The following is a 15,448-nucleotide window of genomic DNA, read 5'->3' as shown; positions in this document are numbered from 1 at the left end:
TGATTTATGGGTCGACATCGCATGGCGTGACATGGGGGCTTCCGTCTCCTTGCAGGGATGGACGGAGGGTGATCCTTGCCATTGGGTATGCGAAAGCAATCGCAACCTGTCTCGCTCTGCCTGTGGCGTCCTGGCCGGGTGCAGTGGCGCGTCAGGGCGTAGCCGACAGGGGACACCGCGTCTCAGGCGCGATGGGGGGAGAGGCCTCGGTCAGCGGGCGGTCGACGCAGGACCAGTGCCCTCCGCGCATCGCGGGAAGCCTCCTGCGGGAGCCATAAGGGAATCCCGGTTGCCGACGCCGGGGTGGGGCGGCGTAACCTGGCTGGCGCCATGCCGTACGAACCACCCACACACACAGTCGAGCGCTCGATCCGAGCCACCACCGACGCCAAGATCATTGCTGGTGTCGATGAGGTCGGACGCGGGGCGTGGGCAGGCCCCGTCACGGTGTGCGCCGCGATCACCGGACTGCGCCGCCCGCCCGCCGGGCTTACCGATTCCAAGCTGCTCAGTCCCAAGCGCCGCAACGAGATCGCCGCTGAACTGGAGACCTGGGTCACCGCCCATGCGCTAGGGCACGCGTCCCCCGAAGAGATCGATGAACTGGGGATGACCGCGGCCCTGCGGTTGGCGGCCTGCCGGGCCCTGGACTCGCTCCCGGTACGCCCCGATGCCGTCATTCTCGATGGCAAGCACGACTACCTCGGTGATCCATGGCAGGTCCGCACCGTGATCAAGGGCGACCAGTCGTGCATTGCGGTAGCCGCTGCTTCCGTGATCGCCAAGGTGCGCCGCGACGCGATGATGGCCGAACTGCCCAAGGAGTTCATGGACTTCGCCTTCGCTGCGAACGCGGGCTACCCCTCACCCGTGCACAAGGCTGCTCTCCAGGAGTTCGGCCCCACGCCGTACCACCGTCTCTCCTGGGCCTACCTTGACGCGCTGCCCAGGTGGCGGCACCTCAAGAAGGTTCGCATCCCCGTCGCGGCGGCAGACCTGGAGAGCGAGGGCCAACTCGGCTTCGACTTCTGAACCCGCCCTGCCAGTAGGGAAATCGCACTTAGACGCCCATGCGCCTATGCGACTCGAACCTCCATTTGATAGACATCCACCCATGCCTCTCATTCCCGAGGAGCCTCAGATTCACGAGAGCGCCCAGGGTCCCCGCGCCACTTCGGCCCCCAGCCGTCCTGCGCCGACCCCTCGTCCCGTACCCGGTCCGCGTTCGATGGCCTCGCCGCGTCCCGCAGCACCCAGTCCAGCGCCGCCGCAACGCACGAACCCCTCTCCCGGGCAGCCGCCGGCTTCCGTGGCGGGGATCCGTACCCAGCCGCAGATCCAACTGATTCCCGCTCCCGTCGACGGCGCACTCGATGCCGCCGACGAGACGGTGGACCTCCTACTCGACACAGGCCGCGCGCCGGGTGAGGTTCTGGTGCTGACCGTGGGTGAACCGCACCCGTGGGCCGCGCACGAACTGTCCTTCGGTGAAACCGCCTACTGGGCCCAGTACGAGGCCGCCGACGACGTCTTCTACGCGGACGCCGCGGTGGCCGACCGTGTGTTGACCAGGCCGGTGGTCATCGTGGCCGTCAACGGCGGCACTGAGCACGACACCGCCCGAACCCTGGCTGCTGCGCGGGCCAAGGCAGGCGCGTTGCTGATCGTCTGCGGTGATCCCCAGCGGATCAACACCGTGCTCGGCGCGGCTGTCTGAGCAGAGGGCAGCACGGCTCTCTCCGGTCTCTCCGGGTTTCTCTCCGGGTTCGCCGCCAACTGCTGGGGTGCCGGGGGAGGGCGCTGCGGGTGCACTGCCATGCCTGCGCGCACGGAGTCTCCGCTGTGGGCAGGGCCCGTCAGCCGGCGATCCCCACGCTTGAGGCGCGACCGATCGAGGCGCGCTGCCACCAGCGCGGGACCGGCGAACGGGTTCGCTTGGCGACCACTCGCCGAGCGACTCGCGCCCCTACCTGCGGTGCGTGGGGGCGATTCCTCCGTGGCTCGGTGTTCCCCGCGGGCTTGGGGGAACCTGGGTGGGAGAGCCCCGGGCCGGGGCGGCGCCGGTACGAACCGTCGATCAGGTCCGAGGCGTTGAGGGGTTCCCCGGGCGGACTGCCCGGGGACCTCAGCGTGCTGCTGTGCGGCGCAGTACCTCGGACGCGCCGCTGGCGGTACGCAGCTCCACCGGCTCGGTCGCGGCGCTGACCTCGGCAAGGTCACCGGGGGAAGAGGTGGAGTTGGGGCGGCGACCGCCACGGCCCTCTCCCAGCACCTGCCAGCCGCCTCGGGTGAGGGTGATGTAGGCGCCACAGCGCAGCCCGTGCAAGGTGCACGCATCGCGGAGCCCCCACATCCAGGCGCCGTCCTCCTCCGTCCACCGCTCGTCACCCTCGCGGCAGTAGAGCAGTACGGCGGTGCGCACCGGTGTACGGCGACGCAGATCGTGCGGGATCACCCGGCGAAGGTTGGCCAGAAGCGCATTGCGGAAGTCCCAGCCGTCCGCCAGAGCGGCGCGGCGGGTGAACGACGCGCTCGCGGTGAGGCGTTCCTCGGGATCGAGCACAGCAACGACCGCGGTTGTCGGTATCGGCTGGTGACGGGCGTGGAGCCCGCTGACCACTTCTCTGGGGTTGCGCAGAAGCGGGATACCCGCCTCTGCCCACTCGCCAGGCTGGAGCATCCTGGCGAGGCGGCTGGCGGAGTTGGCTCTGGCGGTGATTGAGGTGGCTGCGGACGAAGCGAATCCGAAGGTCACAGTCCTCCCTTCGCATACGCGCCCACAGTGCGGGCAGGGTTGGGTGAGGGCGCGCCGCGACACAGCCCTGTGAGACCGCGAACAGGACGTGCGGGGAGCACCCCAATTCTTCCCTGGCACGCACGCATGCGGCAACGAGCAATTTGGCGTCAGAGGCGGGAATCGGCGGGTATGCCTCTCATATCCCTTCCCACAAATGCTGCCTGTGACCCCTCCCGTGTCCTCATCTCATCACGCTTGAACCGCGAGGACCAGCGGAAACACCTCCGTCGCCCCCGCCCTGCGCAGGAGCCGGGCTGTTACAGCCAAGGTCCAACCTGTTTCAGAAATATCATCTACGAGAAGAACCGGGCCGTCAGCCGAGACGAGAGCTTCCGCCAGTTCGGGCGATACGGTGAAGGCGTCGTGCAACGTCCGAACGCGCTGCGCGCTGTTGGTTCGTGAGGGCCTGGCCCCGGTCCCCTCGGGGGTGTACGTCACTGAGCCCAGCAGCGGCATGCGGCCGATCTCGGCAATCCGGGCGCCGAGGGACCCGACCAACTCCGGTCGGCTGCGGGACGCGACGGTCACTACCCCGACAGGCCTGGCTGGGGCGTCCGATCCACCGGAGGCCCAGCCGCCGGGTCCCTTTGCCCAGTCGGAGAGCACGGTCACCACGGCTTGCGCCACATCGTCCGGGATGGGGCCGTCGGGTGTTTGGGGTGCCAGGAGGGGGCGCAGCCTATTGCCCCAACCGATGTCGGAGAGCCGGCCCAGTGCTCTGCCCGAGGCAGACTGCTCGGACGCGGGGATACGGCCCTTGAGCCCGATCCCCACGGCGGCGAGACCCGTCGGCCACATTTTTCGGGGCTCCACCTCGACACCCGGCCTGTTGAGCTCCCCACGTGCCGTGTCGAGTGCCGCGTCCGAGACCTTGTCACTGAACCTGCTGCCCGCACAGTTGTCGCAGCGCCCGCAGGGCGCGGCGGTCTCGTCGTCCAATTGCCGCCGGAGGAACTCCATCCGGCACCCTGTGGACCGTGCGTAGTCCCGCATCGCCTGCTGTTCGGCGCCACGCTGTTGGGCGACGCGAGCAAATCGTTCGGCGTCGTATGCCCATGGCTGGCCGGTGGCGGTCCAACCTCCCTTGACCCGGCGCACTGCCCCGTCCACATCGAGGACCTTGAGCATGGTCTCCAGCCGGGTGCGACGCAGCTCGACCAGGGGTTCGAGTGCGGGCAGGGAGAGTGGGCGATTCGCCTGGGCCAACACATCGAGAGTGCGACGCACCAACTCCTCGGGGGGAAAGGCGACCGAGGCGAAGTACTGCCAGATCGCCTCGTCCTCCTTGCCGGGCAGCAGCAGCACCTCGGCGTGCTCCACGCCACGGCCGGCCCGTCCCACCTGCTGGTAGTAGGCGATGGGGGAGGAGGGGGAGCCCAGGTGGACGACGAATCCCAAGTCGGGCTTGTCGAATCCCATGCCCAGGGCGGATGTGGCCACCAGTGCCTTGACACGGTTGGCGAGGAGATCTTCCTCGGCCTGCTGCCGATCTGCGTTCTCCGTGCGGCCGGTGTAGGACGCGACGGTGTACCCGGCCCGTCGCAGGCTCGTCGTGACTTCTTCGGCCGCCGCGACCGTGAGGGTGTAGATGATCCCCGAGCCAGGCAGCTCACCGAGGTGGTCGGCCAGCCAGGCGAGACGGCTGGCGGCGTCGGGTAGTTGGAGGACGCCCAGGCTAAGGCTCTCCCGATCCAGCGGGCCCCGCAGGACCAGTGCGTCCGACTCACCGCCCGTACCCAGCTGCTCGGCGACGTCGGCGGTCACTCGGGCGTTGGCTGTCGCGGTGGTCGCCAGCACGGGCACTCCGGCGGGCAGTTCCGCCAGCATGGTGCGAAGACGTCGGTAGTCGGGGCGGAAGTCATGGCCCCAGTCGGAGATGCAGTGCGCCTCGTCTACGACCAGCAGACCAGTGGCGGCGGCCAGCTGGGGGAGCACCTCGTCGCGGAAGTCAGGGTTGTTCAGCCGCTCCGGACTGACCAGCAGCACATCCACTTCACCCGCTGCGATCTCCGCCTGGATGGAGGACCACTCCTCGCTGTTGGACGAATTGATCGTCCGCGCGTGGATCTTGGCCTTGGCGGCGGCTTCCACCTGGTTGCGCATGAGGGCGAGAAGCGGAGAGACGATCACGGTGGGACCGCTTCCCCGCCTGCGCAACAGCGAGGTGGCGACAAAGTAGACCGCGGACTTGCCCCAGCCGGTCCGCTGGACGACCAGGGCCCGTCGCTTGCCGGCGACGAGGGCCTCGATCGCGCGCCACTGGTCATCGCGGAGCTGGGCTCTGCCCGTGTCGTCCGAGACGAGGCGCGCGAGCACGGCGTTGGCCTCCACCCTCAGACCTGTGGGGTCGGTGAGCTCGGCCAGGCCCGTGGAACTCATGCCATCCGTGCGGTCTGCGTTGGTCATGGCTCCATGCAACATGACGGCACCGACAATGCGCGAACGCGGGTGCCGCCCTGTGGATAAAGTTATCCACAGGGGTCGCGGACCCGGAGCCGTCACGGGATCGTCAGGGTCATGAACAAGCATCATGAATCCACCGGACCCGAAGAGCAGCAGGTCACCCTCCGTAGCGCTGGTGAGCTGGCCGATGCCCTGCCCTATGTCCTGGGCTACCACCCCAGTGACTCGATCGTCGTTGTCGCGCTCCATGGCAGCCGGGGGCGCTTCGGTGCCCGGGTCCAATCGGGCATTCCCCGCTCCCCGCTGGAATGGCCGTCGGTGGCCGAACAGCTGGCGGAGTGCCTGATCGAAGGGAGCGAGCGCCGGGGATGCCGACCGGACGGCATCGTTCTGTTCCTCTGCCAGGACCCGGCCAGGGACGAAAGCGCCCGCGCGGCGATGGAGCGGCTGAGGCCGCTGTCGCAGCTGCTGCGTACCGCCTGCGGCTCTCGTGATGTCCCGGTGTACGAGGCGCTGTGCATTTCCGACAGGCGGTTCTGGTCCTACTGCTGCCCCGATGCGCGCTGCTGCCCACTGGAGGGGAACGCGCTGGTCGCCCCGGGCACCTCGGTCATGGCGGCCGCGGCCACCTACGCGGGCGTCCAGGTGCGTGGATCGCAGCGTGAGATGGAGGTGCGGTTGGAACCACCCCTGGTGGGTGTGGCTCCCGGGCAGCTCGGCGCGTTGGACAGTGCCGGCGAAGCCATGGTGATCCGACTTCTGGGAGGGGGTGCGCGGTGCGCCATCGCGGACGAGACCATTGCCCTGGCTCGCGAAATGATGGGCCGCATCGCTCGATCCCCTCGTGCCTCCGACGGTGGCGAATCGGATGCCGCGGATGACGCGCTGTTGACGGTGGATGAGGCAGCAGCCCTTATCCACGGTCTCCAGGATCGGGAGACCAGGGATCACGTCGCGGCATGGGCGGATGGTTCGGACGCCGAACCCGCGCTGCGGCTGTGGCGAGCGCTGTCACGCCGGTGTGTCGGGCCCTACGGTGAGTACGCCGCCCCGCCACTGACCCTCGCCGGGTGGATCGCCTGGTCCCTTGGCGACAAACCGGCGGCCAGGGTTGCCTTTGATCTCGCTCTGCGCCGGGACCCCGCGTACGTTCTCGCCCGGCTGTTCCAGCAGGCGTGCAACGAAGGCCTGGATCTGGAAACAGTCCGTACGTGCCTCCAGGCGGGACAACGCACCACAGAGGTCGCAGCTGAGCGGGACGCCGGGCGGCAGCAATGGATCGAGCAGACCGGCCGGTCCGCGCAGACACCGGAGATCGACACGGCAGCCGTGGTGACCGCGGCCAGGGTGGTCGTTCCACCCACTTCGACCGCCGAGGCGGCCATGATCCAGACGCAGGGCGGACCGCGTCAGGAGGCCATGCCACCTCGGGACGGGCAGTCTCCTGAGGTCGCTCAAGGCTCCAACGCCTTGGAGGACTGCCCCCGCGCGGGCATGCCCGATGGAGAGGCCCTTCGAGAGCGCCCGCGCCGGATGCGGCAGAACCGGCCGCCAGCTCCTTCGAAGCCCCGCCGTCCTGCCGGGGCACGTCCCGGCAAAGGCGTCGGTAACCGCGGCCGTCGCAGCGATCCCAGCGACCGACAGGGAGTCGAGCAGGAAGGATGAAGATCACTACGTTGGAGAAGAGGCCCTGGGCGGCTTGGCACCGAGGCCGGTGGACGGCGGCCCTCAGAAAGAAGCGGACGGCCATCGCGGAAGAGCCAGGGACCGTAGGCGAAGGTGAGGTAAAGAAGCGCCCCCGGACGGGGAAAGCAGTGTTTATCGTCAGGCAGACGACTATGATCACGGCATGTCTCCCTACGACCCGTCGGCTTTTCCTCCCTTTGCAGTCACGGTCGACCTGGTCGTACTTACCGTGCGGCGGCATGCGCTCTGCGCATTGGTGGTGCGCCGTGGTGAGCAGCCGTTCCAGGGACGCTGGGCCCTACCCGGTGGCTTCGTGCGGGGTGACGAGGACCTGGCCGCCGCCGCGGCCCGCGAGCTCGCGGAGGAGACGGGGCTGTGCGCCCATGATCCCGACTCCCCGGCTTCCACCCCTGGCGCACATCTGGAGCAGCTCGCCACCTATGGGGATCCGCGGCGCGACCCTCGAATGAGGGTCGTGAGCGTCGCCCATCTGGTGTTGGCCCCTGACCTTCCGGCACCACGAGCGGGTGGTGACGCCAACAGCGCCCGATGGGCGACCGTCGAGGACCTGCTGAGTCAGGAAGGCGGGTTCGGGCGGGAAGGGGAACAGTCCACCCCGCTGGCCTTCGACCACGCGCGCATCCTGGGGGATGGAGTGGAGCGGGCGCGGTCCAAGATCGAGTACTCCTCGCTGGCCACCGCCTTCTGCCCGCCAGAGTTCACGGTTGGCGAGCTGCGCAGGGTGTACGAGGCGGTGTGGGGTGTGGCGCTCGACCCCAGGAACTTCCATCGCAAGGTGACCGGCACACCGGGCTTCCTGGTGCCCTCCGGTGGCACGACCACCCGACAGGGTGGCCGTCCGGCACAGCTCTTTCGGGCAGGTGGGGCGACCGTGCTCAACCCGCCGATGTTGCGCCCAGAGGTCTGAACCGACGAAGAACTCCTGGGGCTGGCAAGCGTCGAGGCCCGAGCGCGAGCCTGGCAACCAGCAACCAGCAACCAGCAACCAGCAACCAGCAACCAGCAACCAGCGGTCTCGGGCGTGGCCGGTGCTGCGGGGTGGCGGGGCGGCGGGGAACCTCGGGCGATTGGGTGATGGTCCGACGGCTGGACGAAGGATGAGTGAGCGTCGCCTTCGGCGCCGGGCAGGGAGTGGGCGCCGTGCGTTTCCAGGTGGATCGCCCATCGGGTCGCTCGCGCGGGGAGGCGAAGGTCCCCTACGGCTGTCGGCATCCCTGTCTGCTGTGGAGTGGGCCGCATCCGATGCGGGCTTGGCCGGCGCAGAGCCTGGCGGGTAGGCCTAGGCGGTGACTGAAGGCGGTTGTCGCGGCGCGTGGGCCTGGAAGCGGGTTCCTGGGCTCGACCCCCGTTCGCAGGGCACGAGAGGCGCAATGCGGCGATGTCCGGCAGTTGGCGTGCCTCCAGCGATGGACGGCGTCATGGAGGTGGAAACCCCCAGAAGGGGGCTTGCGTAGAAAGTCACAAATGTCGCGTTATCTTGCTGCGGTACCTGCCCCGCCGCCGAGCGGTCTCCCTTCCGCCGATCCGCGAGAGAAGCGATGCTCCAGGCCATCGGACTCACCAGCTGTCCCAGAAGAGACCTCCCGCCCATCGTCCAAGACCTCAGCTTTGAGGCCCGGGCCGGGCAGATCACGGCCCTGCTGGGGCCCGTTGGGTCGGGCAAGTCCACGACCCTGCGGTTGATGCTGGAGCTTGAGCCCGGCCGGGGCGTCACGTACTTCCGCGGCAATCCCCTGCACCGAATCGTCCATCCCACCCGGGAAGTGGGTGCCCTTCTGGGCGATGTCCCCGGGCATCCGGCCCGGACGGTACGCGGACAGCTTCGGATGCTCAGTGCCGCCGCGGGCGTTCCGCTGGCTCGCGCAGACCATCTCCTCGAAGCCGTTGGCCTCACCGGCCTTCGAAGCCAACGGCTTGACTCGTTGCCGCTCGCCGCCGACCGCAGGCTGGGGGTCGCCGTCGCCATGCTGGGCGGCCCACAGACCCTCCTCCTCGACGAACCGAACAAGGGGCTAGCGGCCGGAGACCGCCTATGGATGCACCGGCTCATGCGGGCCCATGCCGCGAGTGGAGGGACGGTCCTCTACACCGTCAGCGACCCCAAAGAGGCAGCTCGGATCGCGGATCGTATCGTCACCCTCGACGCCGGCCGGCTGGTTGCCGACCAGGAGGTCGCCGCCTTCTCGCGAACCCGGCTGCGCCCACGCGTAGCGGTGCGTACTCCGCACGCGGCTCGACTCGCCTCCCTCATCCACCGCGAGTCACGTGCTGCCAGGCGTTCGGTGGAAGTGGTGGTGGAGGGGGGCAGCGCCCTCTCCGTCTACGGAAGCAGTTGCGCGGAGCTCGGGGAGATCGCCTACCGGTACCGACTCCCAGTCCATCGGCTCGCCGACGAGGTCGGCGTTGGAGCGTGGGCGAGGGAGCCCGGCCAGGACGCTCCCCCGCAGCCTGCGCGGCGGCCCCACTTGCCGCCGGACCGATCCCCTTCCGCTCCGGACACCGGCGCCGAACCGGGGCAGGTGATCGAGGCGGACAACCCGGCCGTACCCGATCGTTCCCCCGAGTCGGCCCGCGGCCACGAGCAGTGCCCGGGCCCTGAGGCCCGGCCCGCCCGGCTGCCCCCTGCCGAGGCTCACCCGACCCCGCACCCCACGTCCGATGCCGAAGAACCGACACCCGTACCCGCCGAACCCGCGGACTCTTCGAAGGCTCCCACCGCACCCGGGTCCGCCCTGGCCCTCCCCGCAGAACCCGCGGGTTCGCAAGGTGTGCCTGCCGCACCCCGGCCCATCCCGTGCGAGCTTGCCGGCGCACCTGAGGAGATCTCCTCCACATCTGCCGGCGCCCATCCCGCCCGGCGCACGCCCGTCGAGCCCCTGGATCGGCCAACCCCCGGAATCGAGGCCCGCCACCCTCCGACCGCTGCTCCCCACGCCCAGTGCCCCGCCATCAAGCCCACCAACAGCCGAAGCCTCCCTGGTGAGGACACCGCCGATGCTCCACCTCTCGGAGCCCCGCGGCCCGTCCCTCGCCCACAGGCGCCAGCTCACACGCATCGGGCGCCAAGCCGGGAATCGCGTCCGCGCGCCCTGGCCGGTCCGCTACGACCCGTGCGTTACGAACTCCTGCGGCTGCTCGGCATCCGCACCACCGCCTTCATCCTCGCCGGGGCCCTGCTGCTCTCCTTGGCTCTGTGTCTGCTGCTCGCCCGTTCCAGCGCGATCACCGCGCCGGTGGCGATCGCGGCCTGGCCCGAGTTCCTTCCCCTGCCACCGGCGGCCCTCAGTGCCGGCCTGATCGGAGCCCTCTCCTTCGGGGAGGAGTCTCGCTACCCGGCGCTCGCGGCAGCGTGTGGCACGGTGCCCCGTCGGTTTGGCCTACTGCTCGCGAAACTCCTGGTCACCGGAGTCGCGGCGGTGTCCATCGCCCTCCTTGTCGCGGTGGCGGATGCCCAAGCCCTGCGCCTTGTCTACGGAAGTGCAGCGATCGCACTCCCGGGGAATCCGGCCACACTGTTGACTCATTGGTGCGCCCTGTCCCTCGGGTGCGCGTGGGCCGGGTTGTTGGCAGCGGGGGTCTTTCGCGTCACTGCCGCGGGCGTGGCCGCAGTGCTGTCCGTACCGGTCGTTGTCGCCCCGCTCGTTCAGCAGGCCCTGATCGTCCCGTCGGTGCGCTCGGTCGCCGGGCTTCCCCGCAGAGTGCGCGAACTGACGTGGGTCTGGCTGCCCCAGCAGACCGAAGTCTGGCTGCTGGCCGGGGTTCGGATGCTGGCCCAACCGGTGGGAATGGCAATGGTGTTGTCGTTGTCTGTTCTGATCTGCGCATATCTGTTCACTGACCTTCGTCGGAGCGCTCGTTGGTGATCGTCAACGATCGAGGTGAAGCGATCTGCCGGTAACTCCCTTAAGAACGCCCGTTTATCTCCGATAAGGCGTCAATTGTGGGGGAAGCGCCGATCACCCTTTCGTGTGCTTTTCACCAAAGACCTCAAGGGCCGTGGAAGCGGGGCCGACAAAGGATGCGTGAGTACCCTTGCGCACACCATGATGACCGCCGCCCGCCCCGCCGACACCGGCCTCGCAGGTCCGGGCGAACTCGACCGATACCCCTACGCGGAATCCCCCGTGTCCGACCGCGCCACCCCGCCCTCCTGGGACGGGCCCGACACCGAGTTGGGTCGGGTCGGTCGCCGCACGACGGGCAACCGGGGCCGTGGCCTGCACGGCCAACTCGTCCAGCAGCTCGGCCAGATGATCGTCTCCGGGGACCTCGGGGCCGATCGACCGCTCGTCCCCGAGGAGATCGGTCAGCGATTCGAGGTCTCCCGCACCGTCGTACGGGAGTCGCTACGCGTCCTTGAGGCCAAGGGCCTCGTCAGCGCCCGACCCAATGTCGGCACCCGGGTCCGCCCCGTCGCCGATTGGAATCTCCTGGACGCCGACATCATCGAATGGCGCGCCTTCGGGCCGCAGCGCGATGACCAGCGCCGTGAGCTGTCCGAGCTGCGCTGGACCATCGAGCCCCTCGCCGCCCGTCTCGCGGCCGGCCACAGCCGTGAGGACATTCAGCAGCGGCTCGGAGACATGGTCGAGATCATGGGCCACGCCCTTGCGCAGGGTGACGGGATTACCTTCTCCCGTGCCGATGCGGAGTTCCACTCGCTGCTCATTCAGCTCGCTGGCAACCGGATGCTGGAGCACCTCTCCGGGATCGTCTCCGCTGCCCTCCAGGTCTCCGGAGGTCCGGTCACTGGTTGTGACCGACCCAATGAGGCCTCCCTGGCCCATCACGCCCGGATCGTCGAGGCCCTGGCCGCCGGTGACGCGCACGCCGCGGAATCCGCGATGCGGCAGCTGCTGACCGTCCACCCGGAGGTGGAGCGCGTCGTGCCCGCGCCTCGCGAGCACTGAGCCCGGCCGCGCGGACGGGTCCGGAGGCGTATATCGGCGAGCTTTGGGCAGGTGTACACCGATCGGCCCCGCGGAGGCGAGTACTGGCTGGGCGTGCGGCGGCGTACACACAGAGCGCCGCCGGATTCCACGGGGGTCCGGCGGTATAAATGTACGCTCAACAACCACTCTGGTCGCTTTGTCGCGAATGGGGTGTGACTCGGGCCACGCGGATTGGGCGTAACACTCCTCGAAACAGGGCGATGACCTAAGAGGTGATAGCCGAGGAAGGAATACAGCCGTCGTTCACGGCGCTGTGTAGTTCCGCGCAGTTCTGAGGCTCAACCGCCCGCGCCACCGGCAATCCGCGCCTTGGTGGTCGTCGGCTCCGGCCCGTTCATGGGCGGGGCCGGAAGCCGTTTCCATCGTTCCGAGAGGTTGTTCGTGTCGGCCAGCACATCCCGTACGCTCCCGCCGGAGATCGCCGAGTCCGAGTCTGTGATGGCGCTCATCGAGCGGGGAAAGGCTGATGGGCAGATCGCCGGCGATGACGTGCGTCGCGCCTTCGAGGCCGACCAGATTCCGCAAACTCAGTGGAAGAATGTTCTGCGCAGCCTCAACCAGATCCTCGAGGAAGAGGGTGTGACGCTGATGGTGAATGCCGCGGAGTCGCCCAGGCGCGCCCGCAAGAGCGTCGCTGCGAAGAGCCCGGCAAAGCGCACTGCCACCAAGACCGTCGCGGCCAAGACGACCACGACAAAGACCGTCGCTGCCACCGCGACGTCGACGACCGACTCCGTCGACGTCCAGGCCGGCGATGAGGTCACGGGGGCCGCGCCCGCCAAGAGGGCCGCCGCCAAGAAGGCGACGGCCAAGAAAGCCACCGCCAAGAAGACCGCCGCCAAGAAGACGACGGCCAAGAAGACCGCCGCCAAGCGGGACTCGGATGAGCCCGGCGATGGCGACGAGCTCACCGATGAGGTTCAGCCCGGCAAGGGCGACGAGGAAGAGGCCGAGGGCGAGAGCAAGGGCTTTGTCCTGTCCGATGAGGACGAGGATGACGCGCCCGCACAGCAGGTCGCCGTTGCCGGAGCCACCGCCGACCCGGTCAAGGACTACCTCAAGCAGATCGGAAAGGTCCCCCTGCTCAATGCTGAGCAGGAGGTCGAGCTGGCCAAGCGCATTGAGGCCGGACTCTTCGCCGAGGACAAGTTGGCGAACTCCGACAAGCTGGCGCCGAAGCTCAAGCGCGAGCTGGAGATCATCGCCGAGGACGGGCGCCGGGCCAAGAACCACCTGCTGGAGGCCAACCTCCGACTGGTCGTCTCGCTCGCCAAGCGTTACACCGGCCGCGGCATGTTGTTCCTGGACCTCATCCAGGAGGGCAACCTCGGTCTGATCCGAGCCGTGGAGAAGTTCGACTACACCAAGGGCTACAAGTTCTCCACGTACGCCACCTGGTGGATTCGGCAGGCGATCACCCGCGCCATGGCCGACCAGGCCCGCACCATCCGTATTCCGGTGCACATGGTCGAGGTCATCAACAAGCTCGCGCGTGTGCAGCGCCAGATGCTCCAGGACCTGGGCCGTGAGCCCACCCCGGAGGAGCTGGCCAAGGAACTCGACATGACCCCCGAGAAGGTCATCGAGGTCCAGAAGTACGGTCGTGAGCCGATCTCCCTGCACACCCCGCTGGGTGAGGACGGTGACAGCGAGTTCGGTGACCTCATCGAGGACTCCGAGGCGGTCGTACCTGCTGATGCCGTCAGCTTCACGCTTCTCCAGGAGCAGCTCCACTCGGTGCTCGACACCCTCTCCGAGCGGGAGGCGGGTGTTGTCTCGATGCGTTTCGGTCTCACCGACGGTCAGCCGAAGACCCTCGACGAGATCGGCAAGGTCTACGGAGTGACGCGTGAGCGGATCCGTCAGATCGAGTCCAAGACGATGTCGAAGCTGCGTCACCCGTCGCGTTCGCAGGTTCTGCGCGACTACCTCGACTAGGCCTTCGAAGGGTCGCCAGCGAACCCGGTCGTACGAAGGGCCCGATTCCCACCAGGGAATCGGGCCCTTCGTCGTTGGGGCGGCAGCCCGCTTCCGTTGCGTCGGAGCGCCGTGAACGAGGTACCGCGTGTGCGTGGGCCACCGTGTTGAATGACTCTGGGTTGACTCCCATTCACGCAAAGTCAGGAGACCCAATGCGCCGTCCCCTCGTACGAGCCCTGACCGGGGCGCTGGCTCTGATGACCACCGGGGCGGTGGCCCCGCTGGCGTCACCTGTGCCGGCCATCGCTGACAGTGTCGTCGTGGGTGGGTTCCCGGTACGGGTTGCTGACAACCCCTGGGTGGTGGCGCTCTCCAGTCGTGACCGATTCGGGGGAACCCGCGCGGGCCAGTTCTGCGGCGGGGTGGTCGTCGAACCCACGAAGGTGATGACCGCAGCCCACTGTCTGAGCCGGACGGCGTTCGGTGACGGAGCCAATGAGATGGCCGATCTCCGGGTCATCGTCGGGCGGACAGAGCTGACGAGTAGGGACGGTCGGGAGATTCCGGTTACGGAGAGTTGGATCTCGCCGGACTATGACTCGTTCACCAGCAATTCTGATCTTGCTGTACTCACCCTTGCCGAGGCTCTGCCCGCGTCCCATGTGATCGAGGTGGCAGGGGTTGGTGATCCTGCGTACGAGCCTGGGGTGAGTGCTGCTGTCTATGGCTGGGGGGACACGGAGGGTGACGGTAGCTACGCCACATCGCTGCGTGCCGCCCAGGTGACCGTCCTCCCGGACGAGACATGCGAAAGGGCCTATCCCGGTGGCCTGGGTGGTCGCTACACCGCGGAGACGATGGTCTGTGCCGGAGATCTCCGGGGCGGACACGACGCATGCCAGGGGGACAGCGGAGGTCCGCTGGTGGCCGAGGGGAGGCTCATCGGACTGGTTTCCTGGGGCAGCGGCTGCGGTCGGGCGGACAGTCCGGGGGTCTACACCCGGGTCTCCGCGGTGGTGGTGCCCTAGCGCCCGACTACCCGGGCAGCCGAGGTGATCGCGGTCGGAGCGTGTCGGCGCACCAGATTCCCTCGCCCGGAACTCCCTCGCCTGGATCTCCCGTGGCAGGGGTGCCCCTGGCGGCAGGCTGCCCCCGAGCGGCCCCGTACCCGACGATCCCGCCACCGCGGGGTCGGTGCGCTCGGGCGAATCGTGGGGGAAGAGCCTGGCGGTCCGATGCCGGCCCTCCGGTCATCGCGGGCATCTGGCCGGGCGATCGGCGCAAGGGCTACCGGCGCGCATCGAAGGAGCCTCGCATGAGGCGGGCGCCGGAGTGTGGAAGCCCGGGACTCCGGCCCGCTCGCCGGGTGCGTCGCGGCCCCTGAACGGCCTCAGACGGCCCCTACGCCGCGCTCCGACCGCGCTGGCTGAAGATCAGCCTTGGCACCGGATACGACCCCGCCAGCGAGCCCTCCGTGCCAGCTCGTCGGCTACGAGGGTGTCGGGGCGGGTATCGGGGTGTTCCTGCGGGGTCTGGTGGCCCTCGGCTCCGCCGTCGGAAGCACAGCTGTGCAGGGGCGGTAGCGCCCTGGGGCCGGGGGTACGCGTGGTGGCTGGATGAACCCGGAGCGCGGTGACCGTACGAGAGCGGGCGGTCACCCCTGAGATGA

General features: G+C 68.7%; 11 protein-coding genes. 8 read left to right on the top strand and 3 right to left on the bottom strand.

The genetic code is table 11. From position 1 onward, the window contains the following. Positions 1-330 precede the first annotated feature (330 nt). Positions 331-1,032: a ribonuclease HII gene (locus tag NBG84_RS08825; protein ID WP_250918734.1), complete on the top strand. Its 702-nt coding sequence runs from the start codon at positions 331-333 to the stop codon at positions 1,030-1,032. An 82-nt stretch (positions 1,033-1,114) separates the two neighbouring features. Continuing rightward, positions 1,115-1,717 (top strand): hypothetical protein, encoded by a 603-nt coding sequence (locus NBG84_RS08820; protein WP_250918733.1) that lies wholly within the window; start codon positions 1,115-1,117, stop codon positions 1,715-1,717. A gap of 408 nt (positions 1,718-2,125) precedes the next feature. On the opposite strand, the gene NBG84_RS08815 is transcribed toward NBG84_RS08820, so the two are convergent. Together NBG84_RS08815 and NBG84_RS08810 are read right to left on the bottom strand one after the other, a co-directional pair. Then, positions 2,126-2,755, bottom strand: coding sequence for a hypothetical protein (locus tag NBG84_RS08815; RefSeq protein ID WP_250918732.1), 630 nt, complete (start codon positions 2,753-2,755; stop codon positions 2,126-2,128). A 231-nt stretch (positions 2,756-2,986) separates the two neighbouring features. Then, complete coding sequence (locus NBG84_RS08810) at positions 2,987-5,203, bottom strand: RecQ family ATP-dependent DNA helicase (protein ID WP_425608591.1); 2,217 nt, start codon at positions 5,201-5,203, stop codon at positions 2,987-2,989. Positions 5,204-5,314: 111 nt separating this feature from the next. Between NBG84_RS08810 and NBG84_RS08805 the strand changes: the two genes are divergently transcribed. The 6 genes from NBG84_RS08805 (at position 5,315) to NBG84_RS08780 (ending at position 14,807) form a co-directional block, all read left to right on the top strand. After that, a complete protein-coding gene (locus NBG84_RS08805; RefSeq protein ID WP_250918731.1) occupies positions 5,315-6,865 on the top strand; it encodes a DUF4192 domain-containing protein in 1,551 nt (516 codons plus the stop codon). A gap of 184 nt (positions 6,866-7,049) precedes the next feature. Further along, complete coding sequence (locus NBG84_RS08800) at positions 7,050-7,814, top strand: NUDIX hydrolase (RefSeq protein ID WP_250918730.1); 765 nt, start codon at positions 7,050-7,052, stop codon at positions 7,812-7,814. 631 nt (positions 7,815-8,445) lie between these two features. After that, positions 8,446-10,770 carry an ATP-binding cassette domain-containing protein gene (locus tag NBG84_RS08795; protein WP_250918729.1) on the top strand — a complete coding sequence of 775 codons (2,325 nt, stop codon included), beginning with the start codon at positions 8,446-8,448 and terminating at the stop codon, positions 10,768-10,770. Positions 10,771-10,929: 159 nt separating this feature from the next. Next, entirely contained in the window at positions 10,930-11,817 is an 888-nt protein-coding gene (locus tag NBG84_RS08790) for a FadR/GntR family transcriptional regulator (RefSeq protein ID WP_250918728.1), read from the top strand. Between the two features lie 423 nt (positions 11,818-12,240). Continuing rightward, on the top strand, positions 12,241-13,797 hold the full coding sequence (locus NBG84_RS08785) for an RNA polymerase sigma factor (RefSeq protein WP_250918727.1): 1,557 nt from the start codon (positions 12,241-12,243) through the stop codon (positions 13,795-13,797). Between the two features lie 194 nt (positions 13,798-13,991). Beyond that, positions 13,992-14,807 carry a S1 family peptidase gene (locus tag NBG84_RS08780; protein WP_250918726.1) on the top strand — a complete coding sequence of 272 codons (816 nt, stop codon included), beginning with the start codon at positions 13,992-13,994 and terminating at the stop codon, positions 14,805-14,807. 405 nt (positions 14,808-15,212) lie between these two features. On the opposite strand, the gene NBG84_RS08775 is transcribed toward NBG84_RS08780, so the two are convergent. Then, positions 15,213-15,448, bottom strand: a 236-nt coding sequence (locus tag NBG84_RS08775) for a hypothetical protein (protein ID WP_250918725.1), incomplete at its 5' end; no start/stop codon positions are given.

This window comes from Streptomyces albipurpureus (assembly GCF_023701525.1).
Classification (GTDB): Bacteria; Actinomycetota; Actinomycetes; order Streptomycetales; family Streptomycetaceae; genus Streptomyces; species Streptomyces albipurpureus.
The sequence above is the reverse complement of the archived record's forward strand: the minus strand, read 5'-3'. Positions and strand labels throughout refer to the sequence as shown.

Bases quoted from the DNA above. Each gene is read 5' to 3' on its own strand.
- NBG84_RS08810 (WP_425608591.1), bottom strand. From the start codon at position 5,203: ATGACCAACGCAGACCGCACGGATGGCATGAGTTCCACGGGCCTGGCC.
- NBG84_RS08800 (WP_250918730.1), top strand. From the start codon at position 7,050: ATGTCTCCCTACGACCCGTCGGCTTTTCCTCCCTTTGCAGTCACGGTC.
- NBG84_RS08795 (WP_250918729.1), top strand. From the start codon at position 8,446: ATGCTCCAGGCCATCGGACTCACCAGCTGTCCCAGAAGAGACCTCCCG.
- NBG84_RS08780 (WP_250918726.1), top strand. From the start codon at position 13,992: ATGCGCCGTCCCCTCGTACGAGCCCTGACCGGGGCGCTGGCTCTGATG.
- NBG84_RS08825 (WP_250918734.1), top strand. From the start codon at position 331: ATGCCGTACGAACCACCCACACACACAGTCGAGCGCTCGATCCGAGCC.
- NBG84_RS08805 (WP_250918731.1), top strand. From the start codon at position 5,315: ATGAACAAGCATCATGAATCCACCGGACCCGAAGAGCAGCAGGTCACC.
- NBG84_RS08820 (WP_250918733.1), top strand. From the start codon at position 1,115: ATGCCTCTCATTCCCGAGGAGCCTCAGATTCACGAGAGCGCCCAGGGT.